12 protein-coding genes are annotated in these 15,183 nt (G+C 70.1%); 2 read left to right on the top strand and 10 right to left on the bottom strand.

Annotation, left to right across the window (positions count from 1 at the left end; all coding sequences use genetic code 11):
- Positions 1–493: 493 nt before the first annotated feature.
- The 9 genes from mtnB to ACMW4R_RS00990 all read right to left on the bottom strand — a co-directional run bounded on the left by mtnB (position 494) and on the right by ACMW4R_RS00990 (position 10,906).
- On the bottom strand, positions 494–1,126 hold the full coding sequence (gene mtnB / locus ACMW4R_RS01030) for a methylthioribulose 1-phosphate dehydratase (RefSeq protein WP_058626505.1): 633 nt from the start codon (positions 1,124–1,126) through the stop codon (positions 494–496).
- Entirely contained in the window at positions 1,123–1,824 is a 702-nt protein-coding gene (gene mtnC / locus ACMW4R_RS01025; protein WP_058626506.1) for an acireductone synthase, read from the bottom strand. Before mtnC ends, mtnB begins: the two co-directional genes overlap by 4 nt.
- Positions 1,821–2,999 (bottom strand): hypothetical protein, encoded by a 1,179-nt coding sequence (locus ACMW4R_RS01020; RefSeq protein WP_081322552.1) that lies wholly within the window; start codon positions 2,997–2,999, stop codon positions 1,821–1,823. Before ACMW4R_RS01020 ends, mtnC begins: the two co-directional genes overlap by 4 nt.
- A gap of 183 nt (positions 3,000–3,182) precedes the next feature.
- Complete coding sequence (locus tag ACMW4R_RS01015) at positions 3,183–4,112, bottom strand: glycoside hydrolase family 43 protein (protein ID WP_081322553.1); 930 nt, start codon at positions 4,110–4,112, stop codon at positions 3,183–3,185.
- 51 nt (positions 4,113–4,163) lie between these two features.
- Positions 4,164–6,548 (bottom strand): carbohydrate binding domain-containing protein, encoded by a 2,385-nt coding sequence (locus ACMW4R_RS01010; RefSeq protein WP_206551803.1) that lies wholly within the window; start codon positions 6,546–6,548, stop codon positions 4,164–4,166.
- 107 nt (positions 6,549–6,655) lie between these two features.
- A complete protein-coding gene (locus ACMW4R_RS01005) occupies positions 6,656–7,468 on the bottom strand; it encodes a carbohydrate ABC transporter permease (protein ID WP_193754815.1) in 813 nt (270 codons plus the stop codon).
- Between the two features lie 82 nt (positions 7,469–7,550).
- Positions 7,551–8,426 carry a carbohydrate ABC transporter permease gene (locus ACMW4R_RS01000; protein ID WP_418298890.1) on the bottom strand — a complete coding sequence of 292 codons (876 nt, stop codon included), beginning with the start codon at positions 8,424–8,426 and terminating at the stop codon, positions 7,551–7,553.
- 63 nt (positions 8,427–8,489) lie between these two features.
- Complete coding sequence (locus ACMW4R_RS00995) at positions 8,490–9,812, bottom strand: ABC transporter substrate-binding protein (protein ID WP_418298889.1); 1,323 nt, start codon at positions 9,810–9,812, stop codon at positions 8,490–8,492.
- A 98-nt stretch (positions 9,813–9,910) separates the two neighbouring features.
- The gene (locus ACMW4R_RS00990; RefSeq protein ID WP_418298888.1) at positions 9,911–10,906 is read right to left on the bottom strand and encodes a LacI family DNA-binding transcriptional regulator; all 996 of its coding nucleotides are present in this window, start codon (positions 10,904–10,906) and stop codon (positions 9,911–9,913) included.
- A gap of 374 nt (positions 10,907–11,280) precedes the next feature.
- Here ACMW4R_RS00990 and ddaH point away from each other — a divergent pair, with 374 nt between their 5' ends.
- Together ddaH and rocD are read left to right on the top strand one after the other, a co-directional pair.
- On the top strand, positions 11,281–12,159 hold the full coding sequence (gene ddaH / locus ACMW4R_RS00985) for a dimethylargininase (RefSeq protein WP_058596157.1): 879 nt from the start codon (positions 11,281–11,283) through the stop codon (positions 12,157–12,159).
- On the top strand, positions 12,159–13,376 hold the full coding sequence (rocD, locus tag ACMW4R_RS00980; RefSeq protein WP_058596156.1) for an ornithine--oxo-acid transaminase: 1,218 nt from the start codon (positions 12,159–12,161) through the stop codon (positions 13,374–13,376). Before ddaH ends, rocD begins: the two co-directional genes overlap by 1 nt.
- A 234-nt stretch (positions 13,377–13,610) precedes the next feature.
- Here rocD and ACMW4R_RS00975 read toward each other — a convergent pair whose 3' ends face one another.
- Positions 13,611–15,161, bottom strand: a complete 1,551-nt coding sequence (locus ACMW4R_RS00975; RefSeq protein WP_418298887.1) for a molybdopterin-dependent oxidoreductase — start codon at positions 15,159–15,161, stop codon at positions 13,611–13,613.
- Positions 15,162–15,183: the final 22 nt, after the last annotated feature.

The raw sequence follows: 15,183 nt of genomic DNA, 5'->3' as shown, positions 1-15,183 counted from the left end.
CCGAGCGGCGTCGTGCCGCGTCGCCGCGTCGCTGTGCCGCACCGCCGCGTCGCTGTGCCGCGTCGCCGCGTCGCTGTGCCGCGTCGCCGTGCCGCCGTGCCGCGTCGCCGCACCGCGCATAAACGCGATCCGCTCACATAAACGCGAGGAGCGCGTGTTTTTGTGCGTCGATCGTGTTTATGGGTGAGCGTGGGCTGCGTCGGGCCCGCGCGCTGGTGCGGCGCTGGGCGTGCGCGCTGGGGCGAGTGGCGGATGCCGGGTGTCGGAGGTTGTGCGTGTCCGGTCGGTCTCGTCCCGCCGTTCGCCTCGCGCATAAACGCGATCCGCTCACATAAACGCGAGGAGCGCGTGTTTATGCGCGTGGATCGCGTTTATGCGTGCCGCCGCGCCCGCCCGACGGCCCCGGCCGCCCCGCAGCGCTGGCCGCCCAGCAGCGCCCGCCGCACCGCGCCAAGCCGCCGCTCACCCGCCGCGACCCGACAGCGCCCGCGGCTCAGCGCGTCGCGACGGCGAAGCGCAGCAGCCACTCCGTGATCTCGAGGTGGCGGCGCGCGGCGGCGACGTCGGCGCCCCACGCGTAGATGCCGTGGCTCGCGACGATGAGCGCGGGGACCTCGGGCACCTCGGCCGTGCCCGGGAGGTAGACCTCGTCGAACCAGGCCGCTTCGACGGTCATGTCCTGGTGGTTGCGGATGACCGGAATGGTCACGGTCTCGTCGTGTGCGAGGTGGCCGATGCCCTTGAGCATCTCCATGTCGCGGATCTCGACGCCCTCCGGCCACCGGTGCCCGGCGACGACCGCGTCGAACGCGTGCACGTGGAACACGGCGTTCGCCCCGGTCCGCGCGGCGATGTGGGCATGCAGTCCCGCCTCGGCGGACGGAGGTCGTGGGTCGCCGGGGTCGAGGGACTCGCCCGCGGCGTCGATGAGCACGACATCGCGGTCGGTGAGCTCCGACTTGTCGAGCCCCGAGGCCGTCACCGCGAGCACGAGCGGGTCGCGGTCGACGACGACCGAGAGGTTTCCCGACGTGCCGCGCATCCAGCCGTAGCCCGAGAAGCGCGAGGCCTCGGCGGCGAGGGCGGCCCCGGCCGCGCGCACCCGCTCGGGCGCGGGCAGCGTCATCGCGTCAGCTCGATCTCGTCGAAGGATGCCACCGACGGCGCCTCGAACGACGTCCCGTGCCACGGTTCGCCGGCGCGGTCCAGCGCGACGACCTGCCAGCCGGCGGCACGCGCCGCGGTGACCTCGTCGGGGTGGTCGGTGAGGAAGAGCGCGCGCTCGGGGGCGACGCCGAGGGCGGCGGCGATGCGCTCGTACGACGCGGCCTCCTTCTTCGGCCCCGCGCTGACCGTGTCGAAGAAGTCCTCGACGAGCGGAGTGAGGTCGCCCTGCGGCGCGTGCCGGAACCACGGCACCTGCGACGCGACCGAGCCGGACGAGTACACGGCGAGCCGGATGCCGGCCTCGCTCCACTCCCGCAGGCGTGGCGGCACGTCCTCGAAGAACTGCGAGTGGATCTCGCCCGCGGCGAAGCCCTCGGCCCAGATGATGCCTTGGAGGGTCTTCAGCGGCGTCGACTTCACATCGGATGCCATGAGCCCGCGGAGCGCCTCGGCGACCTCGGCGTCGGTGGCGTCGGCATCCAGGCCCGTCTCGGCGATCGCGGCGGCGCGGGCGGCGCGGACCGTCTCGTCATCGCGGCCGAGCACCTCGTCGAGGCGCGGGCGGGCGTAGTCGTACAGGTCGCCCAGGATGAATCCGGCGGCGCTCGTGGTGCCCTCGATGTCGAGCACGACCACGTCGGCGGAGAGGGAGGTCATTCGGAATCCTCGTCGGATCGGGCGTTCACGGGACGGAACGCGATGGTCTCGGGTTGAGCGGTGGATGCCACGGGGGCGGGGTTCTCACGCGAGCGACGCCGACGCAGCGCCGGTGTGGGCGGCTCGGTGGCGCTCGCTTCCGGATCGGTCGAGAAGTGCTCGCCGACGCGGGAGGGCTCGAATGTGCCGCGACTGGTCGCGATGCGGGTGACCAGTCGCGGAGGGGTCACGTCGAACGCCGGGTACCAGGCCTCGGTGACCAGGGGGCTCGCGGTGCGGCGGCCCAGCACCTCGAGAACCTCGGTCGGGTCGCGGTCTTCGATGACGACATCGTCGCCGGTGGGCGCGCCCGGGTCAGGTGCCTCGATCATGGCGTAGTACGGGATGCCGAACGCCACCGCCGCGGCCGCGTGCGCGAGCGTCCCCACCTTGTTGACGACGGAACCGTCGAGCGCGACACGGTCGGCGGCCGTCACGACCGCGTCGATCGGTCCGGAGCCGACGCCCCGGGGCGACGCGAGGGCAGCGGCGGCCATCCCGTCGGTGATGAGCGTGACCCTCTGGCCGAGCTCGCGGAGCGAATGCGCGGTCAACCGCGCGCCCTGCAGGTAGGGCCGGGTCTCGGTCGCGATCCACTCGATCTCGCGGCCGGCTTCGCGCGCGGCGGCGACGAGCCCGAACAGGTAGGCGTCGGCCCAGCAGTGCGTGAGGATGCGCGGCGACTCCGGCAGCAGGGAGAGGGTCGCACGGCCCAGGCGCAGGCTCGCCTCGCGGTAGTCGCGGTCGACGGCCCGGGCCGTGTCGAGGGTGGCGGATACGAGGGCGTCGGTGTCGTCGGCATCCCTCCCCGCCTCGAGGATCCGGGCGACCGCGTCACGCGGGTGGGCGTTCGTCGGTCGCGCGGTGGCCAGGGCACGGCCCGCGCGGCCGAGCGCCGTGCGCGCCTCGCCGAGGGGGAGCCCCCGCGCCTGCAGCGCGGCGAGTCCCATGCCGGCGGTCGCGGCGTACAGCGGCCCCGAGCTCTGCGTCACCATGTCGCGGATCGCCGAAGCGACCTCGTCGGGGGTGGTGGCATCCACCCATTCCACGCGAGAGGGGAAGACGCGGCGATCGAGGATGCGAACGACGCCGGCGGCTTCGTCGAGGACGACGGAGTTTTCGAGGGTGGCAGACATCGCCGTAATCCTCCCACGCCCCGCCGACACGCGCCGTGCGGATGACGCCGCGCGACGGTGGTCGGCGCGGTGCCGAAGGGATGCCGGCGGTGCGGGCGATCTGCGCACCCTCAATTCGTTGGGGCCGGATGCCGCTGACTGGACGCGGATCGCCGAGGGCGGGCCGTGACCCTCGCCCGCCGATCAGGGCAGAACGCGCGCGTTGGCGGACGGGCCGGCGGCCGCGACTCGTGCCGCGTCGCCGAGTCGATAGCCGTCGTGGTCTGCGAGAAGGGCGGTCACGCGCAGCCGTTCGCGCGGGACGTCGTTGGGCTGGTGGAAGGCGAGCGCGAGTCCGCCGTCCGCCTCGAAGACCATGGCGTGGCCTCCGTCCGAGTCGACGATCGGACGGTCTTGATGACGCCACGGGCCGAGGACGTGGCCGGAGGCGCTGCGGGCCAGGCCCACCGAGTAGCCGCCGTCACCGCCGCTGGACCACACCATGGCGAGCCCGTCCGCGTCCCGGAACAGGTAGGGGCCGTCGGTGATGTAGGCGCTCGTCTCGTACCCCGTGTCAGTGTTGCGGAAGGGGCGCGCCCACGGCGCGTCCGACGCGGCGAACAGGAGGTGCGGATCTCCTTCGCTCCGAGTGAGATCCGCCGAGAGGCGCTGCGCGTAGATCCGGCCGTCGCCCGCCTGCAGCCACTCGTGGCAGAACACGAGCCAGGGTTCGCCGGCTTCGTCGACGTGGAGGGTGCCGTCCAAGCACATCCACCCGTCCGGGGTGACCGGGCCGATGGACCACGGCTGGAACGCGCCGTCCGGGCTTTCTGCGGCGAGCACCTGGGTGCCACGCCCGCCGGAGCCGTCGGCGAAGGTGGCGAACATCCACCAGCGGTCGCGATAGAGATGGACCTCCGGCGCCCAGAACTGCGTCCGCCCCCAGAAGTCCGCCGGCGGCCGGAAGGCGGGGAAGGGACCAGCCCAGTCCTCACCGTCGATGCTCTCGTACCGGTCGAATCCGAGGCCCCGTCCGCCCCATGGGTCGTCGTCCGTGGTGCCGAACAGGAGGAGCTTCCCCTCGAATCGGAGGATGAACGGATCCCGGATGCGGAGCTCGGAGAGGTGCGGCATGAGTGTCGTGCTTTCGTGAGGGGGAGGGGGCCGTCGGCCCCCTCCCGAGGGTCAACCCAGGCGGGTCAGGCGGATGTCGTCGCACGCACCCGCGGAGGAGCCGCTGTTCTTGTAGCAGTAGACGGTCGCGCTGGTGACGTTGGTGCCGGTCGTGAACGTCACGGTCGCCGGCCCGTAGAGGGCGCCGCCGACGCGCTGGAACGTCTCGGCCGCTCCCGATCCCTTCACACCCAGCGCGATCTCTTCACCCGCAGCCGCGCGGAGCGACCCGGTGAGGACGTACGACGTCCCGGGCGCAAGGCCCGTGATGGTCTGCTGCGCACCCGAGTTCGCCGCACCCGTCTGCAGCCCGTACGAGCCGGTCGCGGCGGCCGACGTCGTGACGGTCGCGGCGGTGCCCGATCCCGACGTCGACCACGAGCCCAGGGACCCTTGTTCGAAGCCCGGGTTGGCGATCGGGTTCGCGGGCGAGGTCAGCGGCTGCAGGCTGAACGCATCGCACGACCCGGTGCCGGATCCGCTGTTCTTGTAGCAGTAGATCGTCGCGGACGTGGAGGATGCTCCCGTCGTGAAGACGACCGTGGTGGGGGCCCACGCCGTCGCGGTGGAACGGGCGAAGGTCTCGGTCCCGCCGAAGTCCTTCGCCCCCAGGGCGACCTGCTCTCCCGCCGTGGCGACCTTCGTCGACGCGGTCAGCAGGTAGGTCGTCGACGACGCGAGCCCCGAGATCGTCTGCTGGACGCCGCTGTTGGCGGTGCCGGTCTTCACCGACGCGGTTCCGTTGGCGAAGTCCGACGTGTTCGCCGTCGCGGCGGTGCCGCTCCCGCTGGTCGTCCACCCGGTGAGGCTGCCGGTGTCGAAGCCGGGGTTGGTGACGAGGTTGTCGACGGGCTGCTCGTAGGCGCCGATGGAGGGCACGGTTCCGATCGTCGCGCCGGCGAAGTCACGGCCGCCGTTGTTCGCGATCGCCACTCCGCGAGCCAGTGCCGGAGACGACGGACGGATGCGGAACGACGAGGCGCCCGTGGACGTCTGCGACGCCGTGGGGAGCGGCCCCACGAGCTGCGGATCGAGCGTGATCGTCCCGGTCGTCGGAGCGGTGGAGTGCGGGTTGCCGTACAGGAGGTTGTTGGCGTACACCGAACCCGTGGTCTGCACGTACCCGCCGGTGCCGAAGTTGACGACGAGGTTGTTGCGGAACTTGTACGAGCCGCTGGCGCTCACGCCGCTGCGGCTCCCGGTGACGTAGGTCGAGCGTCCGGACGGGATGAAGATCGTGTTGTTGTAGATGTCCGGCTGCGCGGTGGCGGAGTTCGTACGGTTCGGGATGCCACCGGCGAAGTGGATGACGTCCTTCGGTCCCTGCGACGCAGGCTGCAGCGGGCAGGGCCCGGTGTTGGTGTCGTCCTCGCTGACGTTGTACCGGATGATCGTGCCGTCGCTCGGGGTGCTGGACGTCGGCTCGTCGGGAACGTTGATCGGCGGCATGACGAGGATGAACCCGCCGCGGTTGTTGCGGGAGTAGTTGTACTGGAACGTCGTGTTGTGGTTGCCCCAGTCCACGTCGTAGCCCTGACCGTCCGCCTCGTTGACGAAGCAGACCGCGGAGTTGTTCTGCACGACGGTGTCGTTGCTGCCGGACATCCAGATGGAGGCGGAGGCCCCGTTGCAGTACTGACCGCTCGGCGGGCATGCGTTCAGCGACTTGGACCCGCCGTACGCGGTGTCGTTGCCGTCGATGAGGGCGCCCTGGCCCTTCACGACGAGGATGTCGTCGCCGCCGGAGTAGCGCATCGTGTTCGACTGGATGCGGACGTTCGTGCTGAGACCGGTGCCCTGACCGTCGCGGTCGGGAGTCACCGCCACGGGGATGCGGTCGACGTGATCGAACGTGTTGTTCGAGATGGTGATGTCGTCCCAGGTCGAGACGGTGGTGGTGTGGTTCGTCTGCACACCGACGCCGGCGTTGGTCGCGTACCAGCCGCCGGAGTACCCGCTGATGTTCCGGATCGTCATCCCGGTGACCTTGAGGTGGGTGAGCACGCCCCCGGAGGAGTTCTCGGCGAGGATGCCGGAGCGGTACGCGGGAGTCGTCGCCGCGTTGCGCAACTCGAGATTCGAGATCTCCCACTGCTGCTGATTCACGAGGTGGATGACGGGACCCACCGCACCGGCGGCATCGATGATCGGCTTCGCGCCGGTGCCGTACGCGCTCATCTGGATCGGGGATGCCGAACTGCCCGAGCCGGCGGGGGAGAGCTGGCCCGTGCACGTCGTTCCCGACTTGAACAGCACGCTGTCGCCGGGCCCGAGTGCGAGGGCGTTGACGGCGGAGAGGGCGTTGAACGGGGAGGCCGAGGTGCCCGTCCCGTTGGTCGATGCCGAGCAGTCGACGTAGTACGCCGTGGAAGCGGCCGAGGCCGGTGCGGCGATCACGGGAGCGACCGCGAGGGTCAGGGCACCGAGTATCGCCAGAGCGACTGTTCGAGGCCGGAGTGGAATGGATGACGTCATTGTCTTCTTGCCTTTCGTTTCGGAGGGGGTCAGGACTTCACGGCGCCCATGGTCAGACCCGCGACGACCTGGCGCTGCAGGATCACGAAGACGACGAGCAGGGGCGCGACGCCCAGCAGTGCGGCCGGGAACAGCAGCGAGGGGTCGAGCGAGTAGCTGCCGACCAGCGAGTAGGCGTTCACCATCACGGTCTTCAGTGCGGGGTTCTGGACGAACACGAGCGGGACGACGAGGTCGTTCCAGACGGTGATGGTGAGGAAGGTCGCGAGGGTGGCGGTGATGGGCCGCAGGAGCGGGAAGAGGACGACGAAGAACGTCCGGACCGAGCCCGCGCCGTCGAGTGCGGCGGCCTCCTCGAGCTCCAGGGGGATCTGCCGGAAGAACGAGGTGTAGAAGAAGATCGCCACCGGCAGGTTGATCGCCGCGTAGGTCAGGATCAGCCCCTGGTAGCTGTTGAGCAGACCGAGGTCGCGCAGGAGCAGATAGAGCGGGGCGATCAGGACGAAGATCGGCACCGTGGATCCGGCGATGAAGAGGCGGTAGGCCCACGTCGTCCACCGACGGGTGATGCGCGCGAGGGGATAGGCGGCGAGAGCCCCGAGCAGGATCGTGAGCAGGAGCGAGCCGAGCAGCACCACGGTAGAGCTCAGGACGCCCTGGGCGTAGTTCATCTTCGCGAACGCGTTGGCGAAGTTGTCGAACGTGATCCGGGTGGGAAGCCCCAGCGGATCCGCCGTGATGTCCGCGGCCGGTCGGAGAGAGGCGATCACGGTGTAGACGAACGGGGCGACGATCAGCAGGACCGTGATCGTGAGGAGCACGTCGCCGATGAGGGCGGACACGGGGCGTCGAGCTCCGCGACGGGGAGTTGAAGCGGCACCGCGGGGGGTGGGCGAAACAGTCATGTTCTCGTACCGATCCGGGTCAGATGCGGTCTTCGCGACGGCGAAGAAGGGCCTGGGTGGTGCTCGCCAGGACGACGACCACGACGAGGAGGAGGGTGGCGATGGTCGCGCCGTAGGCGAAGCTGCCCTGTCCGCCGAAGATCTTGAAGAAGATGAGCATCGTCAGGGTGGTGGTCGAGCCCGCGGGCCCGCCGTTGGTCATCACGAGGGGCAGCTCGAAGACCTTGAGCGAGCCGATGAGCGAGAGCGTGATGTTCACGGTCAACGCCGGTGCCAGCAGCGGCCATTCGACGGCGGTGAAACGCTGCCATCCAGAAGCTCCGTCCACCCGCGCCGCGTCGAGCAGATCGGAGGGCAGATTCATGTACCCGGCGAGGAAGATGGATGCCGAGTACCCGGCGAACATCCAGATGTTCACCAGCGCGATCGCCCAGAGAGCGGTGGCCGGGTCCCCTAGCCACACACGGGTCAGCGCGTCCAGGCCGGCGGCGCGAAGGAGGCTGTTGATCGACCCGTCGGGCGACAGCAGCGAGTTCCAGATGAAGGCCGCCATGACCGCCGACATGAGCGTCGGGACGAGGACGAGGGCATTGCCCAACCGGCGCACGCGCGGACGGTTGTACAGGGCGCGGGCGAGCAGGAGTCCGATGCCGTTCTGGACCACCACGACGACCGCGGCGTAGACGACGGTGATCCCCAGCGCCCGCAGGACGTCGCCGTCGGTGGCGAGTTTGGCGTAGTTGGCGGCACCGACGAAGTGACCCGCGTTGCCGACCTTGCTGTCGGTGAGGCTCAGGGAGATCCCCTGGAAGAGCGGGTACGCGACGATCAGCAGGTAGATCGCGAGGGCGGGGGCCAGGAAGAGGGCAGCGGTCAGGGGTTTGCGGTGGATCATCGTCGTCTCCGTGGGGATCGATGGGACCGGGCGAGCGGTGCCGCCCGGTCCCATCGAGGTTCGTCAGCCGGTGGGCGCGAGCTTCTTGTCGAGGTTCTGCAGCGTCTGGTCGATGTCTTGCTGACCGAGCCACAAGGCCTGGACCTCCTGCTGCATCACCTTTTCGCCGGCGGCGCTGAACCAGGTGTTGGACGGCAGGATGCGGTAGTCGCCCGCGTCGACGGTATCCACGAAGGCCTTGGTGGCCGGGGTGGACGGGCTGGTGCCGTTGGAGAAGGGCGACACGGCGTTCTCCGCCTCGAGGAACGGGGAGGCGTTCGCGCTGTCGGCCCAGAAGTCGACGTACTTCTCCGCGGCATCCTTGACCTTGGAAGCGGCGTTGACGCTCCACATCGTGCCCACGAAGAGGTTCGCGTTCGAGGCGCCCGACGTCTCCGCGGGCCACGGGATGAATGAGTCGTTCAGGCCGGCCTTCTCGAACGCGGACTGGTTCCAGGCGCCCTGGACGTAGAACGCGCTCTTTCCCGCCTCGAAGTCGGAGATGCCGGTCGTCCATTCGTCCACACCGAGCTCATCGGCGAAGTTGACGAAGCCCTTGGACTGGAGATCCATCAGCTGCTGCGCGGAGGTCTTCCACGAGCTGAAGGATGCCTTGCCATCGAGGAACTGCTGGTCGAAGTCGGGGTTCTGCTTGTAGACCAGCGAGGCGGCGATCGCGTTCAGCGCCGAGGACCCCGTCCAGCCGCCCTTGTTCGGGAGGGACAGCGGAGTGATGCCGGCATCCTTCGCCTTCTGCAGGGCCGCCTCGAACTCGGGCCACGTGGTGGGGACGCTGTCGACGCCGGCCTTCTTCAGCAGATCGTTGTTGGCGTACAGCGAGATGCCGATGACCTCCATCGGGAGGGCGTAGGTGGTGCCGGCGTTCTGGATGAAGGGTGTCACCTCGGAGCGGACGTTCGACGTCCAGTCGCTCGACGACAGATCTTCGAGGTATCCGGAGGAGCCCCAGTCCTGAACCTTCGCGGAGTCGGTCATGATGACGTCCGCGGCGTTGCCGGCCAGGAGTTCGGGCTGCACGCGCTGCGTGTACTTGTCGTTGGCGGGGACGAACTCGAACTGCAGGTCGATGTCGGGGTTGGCCTTCTCGAAGGCGTCGTTGATCTCGCTGATGTTCGCCGGCTCGGCGTCGCCGCCCTTCCATCCGTAGACCTTCAGGACGGTCTTGCCGCCGTCACCGGCGCCGGCTGCCGTGCTGCACCCGGCGGTGGCGAGAAGGAGCGTGGCGCCCAGGACGGCTGCGACCACGGTCTTGCCGTGTCGGAACGCCGCGCGCGAGGTCGAGGAGGGGCGGGTGCCGGTGCGGGCGGCTCGGGTGTGCTGGTGCATCGCGTGCTCTCCATTGAGATCTGAAACGTGGGGTTTGGAGCGCTCCAAACTGGAACGATGACGATTGTCATGCCTCCGTGACCGCGTGTCAAGCGCGGTCAGAGCGACGTCGACGCGCGCGGGATCAGGCGGTAGGGGACGCTCAGCTGTTCAGGTGGTGCGTCCGCGTTCTGGATCTGCTTCGCGATCAGGCGAATTGCCTGTCGGGCCATCCAGTCCTTGTCGATGAAGACGGTGGAGAGGGCGGGAGTCGAGAAGCGCGAATCCTCGATGTCGTCGACGCCGATCACGGCCACGTCCTCCGGGACGCGCAACCCGTGCCGGCGCAGGGCGGACATCGCACCGAGCGCGAGGAGGTCGTTCGCGCAGAAGAGCGCGTCGAACGTGTCCCCGGAGGCGACGAGAGCATCGACGGCGGCCGATCCGTCCTCCCGTGTCCAATCGTCCACGGCCCCCACCGGACTCGCCTCCGTGAGCCCTGCTGCGGCGAGTGCTCGATGGAAGCCCTCCTCGCGCTCCGAGACGACGAACTGGTCGCCGGAGGTCTTCTCGCCGATCATCGCGATCCGCGTGTGACCCTGGTCGATCAGATGGCGCGTGGCGATCTCGGCGATCGCGATGGAGTCGATCCCGACGCGGTCCACCGTCGTGAGGTGGGAACGCTCGCCGAGGAGTACGAGGGGCATCCCCGCGCGCCGACTCTCGATCTCGTCGTCGCCGATGACCGACGGGCTGAAGATCAAGCCGTCGGCGGCGCCCAGATTCCACGCGTCGGCCGCCTCCCGCTCCTTGTCGAGGAGGTTGTCGGTCTGCTGCACCAGGAGTCGCATGCTGAGTTCGTCCGCCGCGGCCACCGCGGAGCGGGCGATCTCCGCGAAGTACGGCTGGGCGAAGTTGGGGATGGCCAGTGCCACCAGCCCGGTGCGTCCGGACACGAGATTCTGGCCGATCGCCTGCGGGCGGTACCCGAGCTTCTCGATCGCGGCGTTGACCTTCTGCCGCACCTCCTCGCGCACGTGCGGGTGGTTGCGGATGACGTTCGAGACGCTGCTCTTCGACACCCCGGCCTCGGCGGCGACGTGCTCCAGAGTCACTCGGCGTCGCACGTTCGACCACCGTCCTCGCCCGCTCGTCTGCCCATGTTTGGAGCGTACCAACGGCGATCGCGGCCGCACAGCGTCGGCATCCCTCCGTCGGCTTGCGGCGCATTTTCGGTCGCATTCGGTCGGATGCCGATGGCCCGCCGCACATCGCTCAAGGTGTGCCGCGGCGGCTCCCCGCCGGAACGCCGCGCTCGCCCGCGCCTCCCCGCACGCGCGCCGCTCGCGCCTCCCCGCGCGCCCGTGCGAGAATGAGCGCGGCGTGCTCGGACCGACCTTTCCCCGCGCGGTGCTCCGGCACTTACGGGTTCGAAGGGCCACCGAGCCCCAGGACAGCGTCCGCCGCACCTTTTCTCCGAGGAGCAGAGATGTCCGCTACCCCCTCCGCCGCCGCTGTCGAGACCTCATCGGTCGATCGCGTCCAGCAGCACCGCCGGTACCTCATGTGCCGGCCCGAGCACTTCACGGTGAGCTACAGCATCAACCCGTGGATGGAGCCGTCCCGCCCCACCGACACTGCGCTTGCGCTGCGCCAGTGGCAGTCGCTGTACGACACCTACACGCAGCTCGGCCACGAGATCGAACTCATCGACCCCGTCGAGGGCCTGCCCGACATGGTCTACACCGCCAACGGCGGCTTCGTCATCGACGGCGTCGCGTACGGCCCGAAGTTCCGTTTCCGCGAGCGCGCCGCCGAGGCTCCCGCGTTCATCGATTGGTTCGCCGCGAACGGCTTCGAGGTCGCCGAGCCCGTCGAGGTGAACGAGGGCGAGGGGGACTTCCTGCTCGTCGGGAACACGATCCTCGCCGGCACCGGCTTCCGCTCCACCGGTGACAGCCACCGCGAGGTCGGCGAGGTCTTCTCGCGCGAGGTCGTCTCGCTGACGCTCACCGACCCGCGTTTCTACCACCTCGACACCGCGATCGCCGTGCTCGACCCGGTCGAGGGCCCCGGCGGCGTCGAGAAAGCCAACATCGCGTACCTCCCGAACGCGTTCGACGAGCGCAGCCAGGCAATCCTCCGCGAGCGCTACCCCGACGCGATCCGGGTCTCGGATGCCGATGGCGCGGTGTTCGGCCTCAACTCCGCCAGCGACGGCAAGAACGTCATCATCTCGCCGCGCGCCGTGGGCTTCGAGGCGCAGCTGCGCGAGCGCGGCTACACCCCCGTAAAGGTCGACCTGTCGGAGCTGCTGCTCGGCGGCGGCGGGATCAAGTGCTGCACGCTCGAACTGCGGGGTGCGTGATGGGCGCCACCCTCGAGAACCTCGGTCTCGCCCTCATCCAGGCCGAGAGCGCGCACGTCGCGCACAACTACCACCCGCTGCCCGTCCTCGCGCACAGTGCCGAGGGCGTCTGGGTCACCGACATCGAGGGCAAGCGGTACCTCGACCTGCTGTCGGCGTACTCGGCCCTCAACTTCGGGCACGGTCACCCCGCGATCCTCGCCGCGGCTCGCGAGCAGCTCGGGAAGCTCACGCTCACGAGCCGCGCGTTCCACAACGACCGGCTGGGGCCCTTCGCCACGGCCCTGTCGCAGCTCTGCGGCAAAGACCTCGTGCTGCCGATGAACACCGGGGCCGAGGCTGTCGAGACCGGAATCAAGGTCGCCCGCGCGTGGGGCTACCGGTCCAAGGGCATCGCCCCGGATGCCGCGACGATCATCGTCGCGAACGGCAACTTCCACGGGCGAACGACCACGATCGTCGGCTTCAGCGACGACCCGGTCGCCCACGACGACTTCGGTCCCTACGCTCCCGGTTTCGTGCACGTGCCGTACGGCGACGCGGATGCCATCGCCGCGGCGATCGACGAGAACACCGCCGCGGTGCTCCTCGAGCCGATCCAGGGCGAGGCGGGCGTCGTCGTGCCGCCGGAGGGGTTCCTCCGCCGGGTCCGCGAGATCTGCACCGAGAACAACGTGCTCTTCATCGCCGACGAGATCCAGTCGGGTCTCGGCCGCGTGGGCGAGACGTTCGCGTGCGACCGCGAGGGCGTCGTCCCCGACATGTACCTCCTCGGCAAGGCCCTCGGCGGCGGCATCGTCCCGCTGTCGGCGGTCGTGGCGAACGAGGACGTGCTCGGCGTCATCCGCCCCGGCGAACACGGCTCGACGTTCGGCGGCAACCCGCTCGCGGCCGCTGTGGGTCTGCGGGTCGTCGAGATGTTGGCATCCGGAGAATTCCAGACCCGCGCGAAGGCCCTCGGCGAGCATCTCGAGGCGGCGCTGCAGGCGCTCGTCGGCCACGGCGTCACCGAGGTGCGCATCGCGGGGCTGTGGGCCGGCGTCGACATCGACCCGGCGTACGGAACGGGCCGCGAGATCGCCGAGAAGCTGCTCGCCCGCGGCGTGCTCGTGAAGGACACGCACGGCCAGACGATCCGCATCGCCCCGCCGCTGACGATCCGCGCGACCGAGCTGGACTGGGCCGTCGAGCAGTTGCGGCACGTCCTGTCGGCCTGACTCGCTGAGGCGCCTTTCCGGTCCTCCGGTCGGCCGTGTCCCACTTTGTGCGGTTCTCAGGTGTGATTCCTGCACAAAGTGGGACGTGTACGAGGCTCCGGGGCCGGGTGCGCGGCATCCGCGCGCATGCGTGTCCCACTTTGTGCGGTTAGCAGACGCGATTCCTGCACGAAGTGGGACACAGGATGCCACGGGCCGACGCCACGAACCGCGCGGTCAGGCGCGGGGCGGGAATCAGGCGACCGAGATCGTGATCTCGTCCCAGCCCGTCGCGCCGTCGGGAGCGGGCAGCGCGCGATTCGGCGTCTGGGTCTCGCCGGTGGTCGAGATCGCGCGGCAGCGCACGGTGTGGGATCCGCTCGTCGCGGTCCAGGGCAGGCTCCACTGCACCCACGTGTCGGTCGAGATCGCACTCGCGAGCTTCGCGGGCTGCCAAGGCCCGTCGTCGATCTGCACCTCGACGCCGGCGACGCCGACGTGCGTCTGCCACGCGACGCCGGCGATGACCGCGTCCCCCGAGGCGAGACGGGCGCCCGCGCGGGGAACGTCGATGCGCGACTGCAGTTTCACCGGCCCGCGCTCCGACCATCCGCGCGAGGTCCAGTAACCCTCGGCCCGGTCGTAGCGGGTGACCTCGAGCTCGCTCACCCATTTCGTCGCGGAGACGTACCCGTAGAGACCGGGCACCACCATGCGCACCGGGAACCCGTGCGCGAGGGGCAGCGGTTCGCCGTTCATCCCGATCGCGAGCAGGGCGTCGCGGTCGTCGGTCAGCGCTTCGAGGGGACTGGATGCCGTGAACCCGTCGACGGAGTGAGAGAGCACCATGTCGGCCTCCGCCGTCGGCTTCGCGCGCGCGAGGACGTCGCGGATCGGTACGCCGAGCCACCGCGCGTTGCCGATCAGGTCGCCGCCGACCTCGTTCGACACGCACACGAGGGTCGCGACCGTCTCCTTCTGGGGGAAGGCGACCAGGTCGTCCCACCGCAGCACGACCTCCTGCTCCACGAGACCGTGCACGCGCAGGCTCCAGGTCGCCGGGTCGATCTGCGGTACCACGAGAGCGGTGTCGATGCGGTAGAAGTCGGACGACGGCGTGATCACCGGGGAGAGGCCGTCGATTCCCAGGTCGGCGGTCGCGGGGACCGCGGTCGTGGTCGTCGGGGTCGGAAGGCGGAGGGCGGCACGCACCGCGCTGACCGCTCGGGCCCCGCTGCTCAGCGCGACGGATCCGGCCGCGGCCAGAGCACCGGCAAGGACCGCCACGCCCGAGAGCGCGAGGACCCCGCGGCGGGTGGGACCGGTCGAGGCCTCGGGAGCGACCGCCGCGGGTCGAAGACGGCCGATGAGCAGTCCCGCCACGACGGCGGCGGCGACGCCCGCGACCAGCGACGGCACGGGAGACAGCAGCGCCGCGTCGGGGCGCGCCAGCGACACGAGAGCGCCGATGACACCGATCGCCGCCAGGATCGCTCGCCCCCACGGGGGTCGACGCCGTTCGACGACGCCCGCGGCCCCGGCCAGGGCGAGCAGCAGCACCGCGATACCGACGAGCAGGGCGGTCTTGTCCGCCGTCCCGAACAGGCTGATCGCCAGGTCTTTCGCCCACGCGGGGGAGATGTCGATCATGCCCCCGCCGATCACCGCGAAGGGGCTCGCCGAGGGCGAGATGAGCGCCGCGGCCAGCTCGCCGAGACCCGCCCCGAGGACGGTCGCCGCGATCGACGCGACGATCGCCGGGATGATCGCCGGGAGGTCGCGCGGGCGGGAGGATGCGGGGGCCACGAGGGGAGCCTACGGACCCCCG

This window comes from Microbacterium sp. S1037, from assembly GCF_048381605.1.
Lineage (GTDB): Bacteria > Actinomycetota > Actinomycetes > Actinomycetales > Microbacteriaceae > Microbacterium > Microbacterium testaceum_B.
Note: the sequence above shows the minus strand (reverse complement) of the source record. Positions and strands in the feature narration are given on the sequence as shown.

Bases quoted from the DNA above. Each gene is read 5' to 3' on its own strand.
- ACMW4R_RS01015 (WP_081322553.1), bottom strand. From the start codon at position 4,112: ATGCCGCACCTCTCCGAGCTCCGCATCCGGGATCCGTTCATCCTCCGA.
- mtnB (WP_058626505.1), bottom strand. From the start codon at position 1,126: ATGACGCTGCCCGCGCCCGAGCGGGTGCGCGCGGCCGGGGCCGCCCTC.
- mtnC (WP_058626506.1), bottom strand. From the start codon at position 1,824: ATGACCTCCCTCTCCGCCGACGTGGTCGTGCTCGACATCGAGGGCACC.
- ACMW4R_RS01020 (WP_081322552.1), bottom strand. From the start codon at position 2,999: ATGTCTGCCACCCTCGAAAACTCCGTCGTCCTCGACGAAGCCGCCGGC.
- ACMW4R_RS00995 (WP_418298889.1), bottom strand. From the start codon at position 9,812: ATGCACCAGCACACCCGAGCCGCCCGCACCGGCACCCGCCCCTCCTCG.
- ACMW4R_RS01000 (WP_418298890.1), bottom strand. From the start codon at position 8,426: ATGATCCACCGCAAACCCCTGACCGCTGCCCTCTTCCTGGCCCCCGCC.
- rocD (WP_058596156.1), top strand. From the start codon at position 12,159: ATGGGCGCCACCCTCGAGAACCTCGGTCTCGCCCTCATCCAGGCCGAG.
- ddaH (WP_058596157.1), top strand. From the start codon at position 11,281: ATGTCCGCTACCCCCTCCGCCGCCGCTGTCGAGACCTCATCGGTCGAT.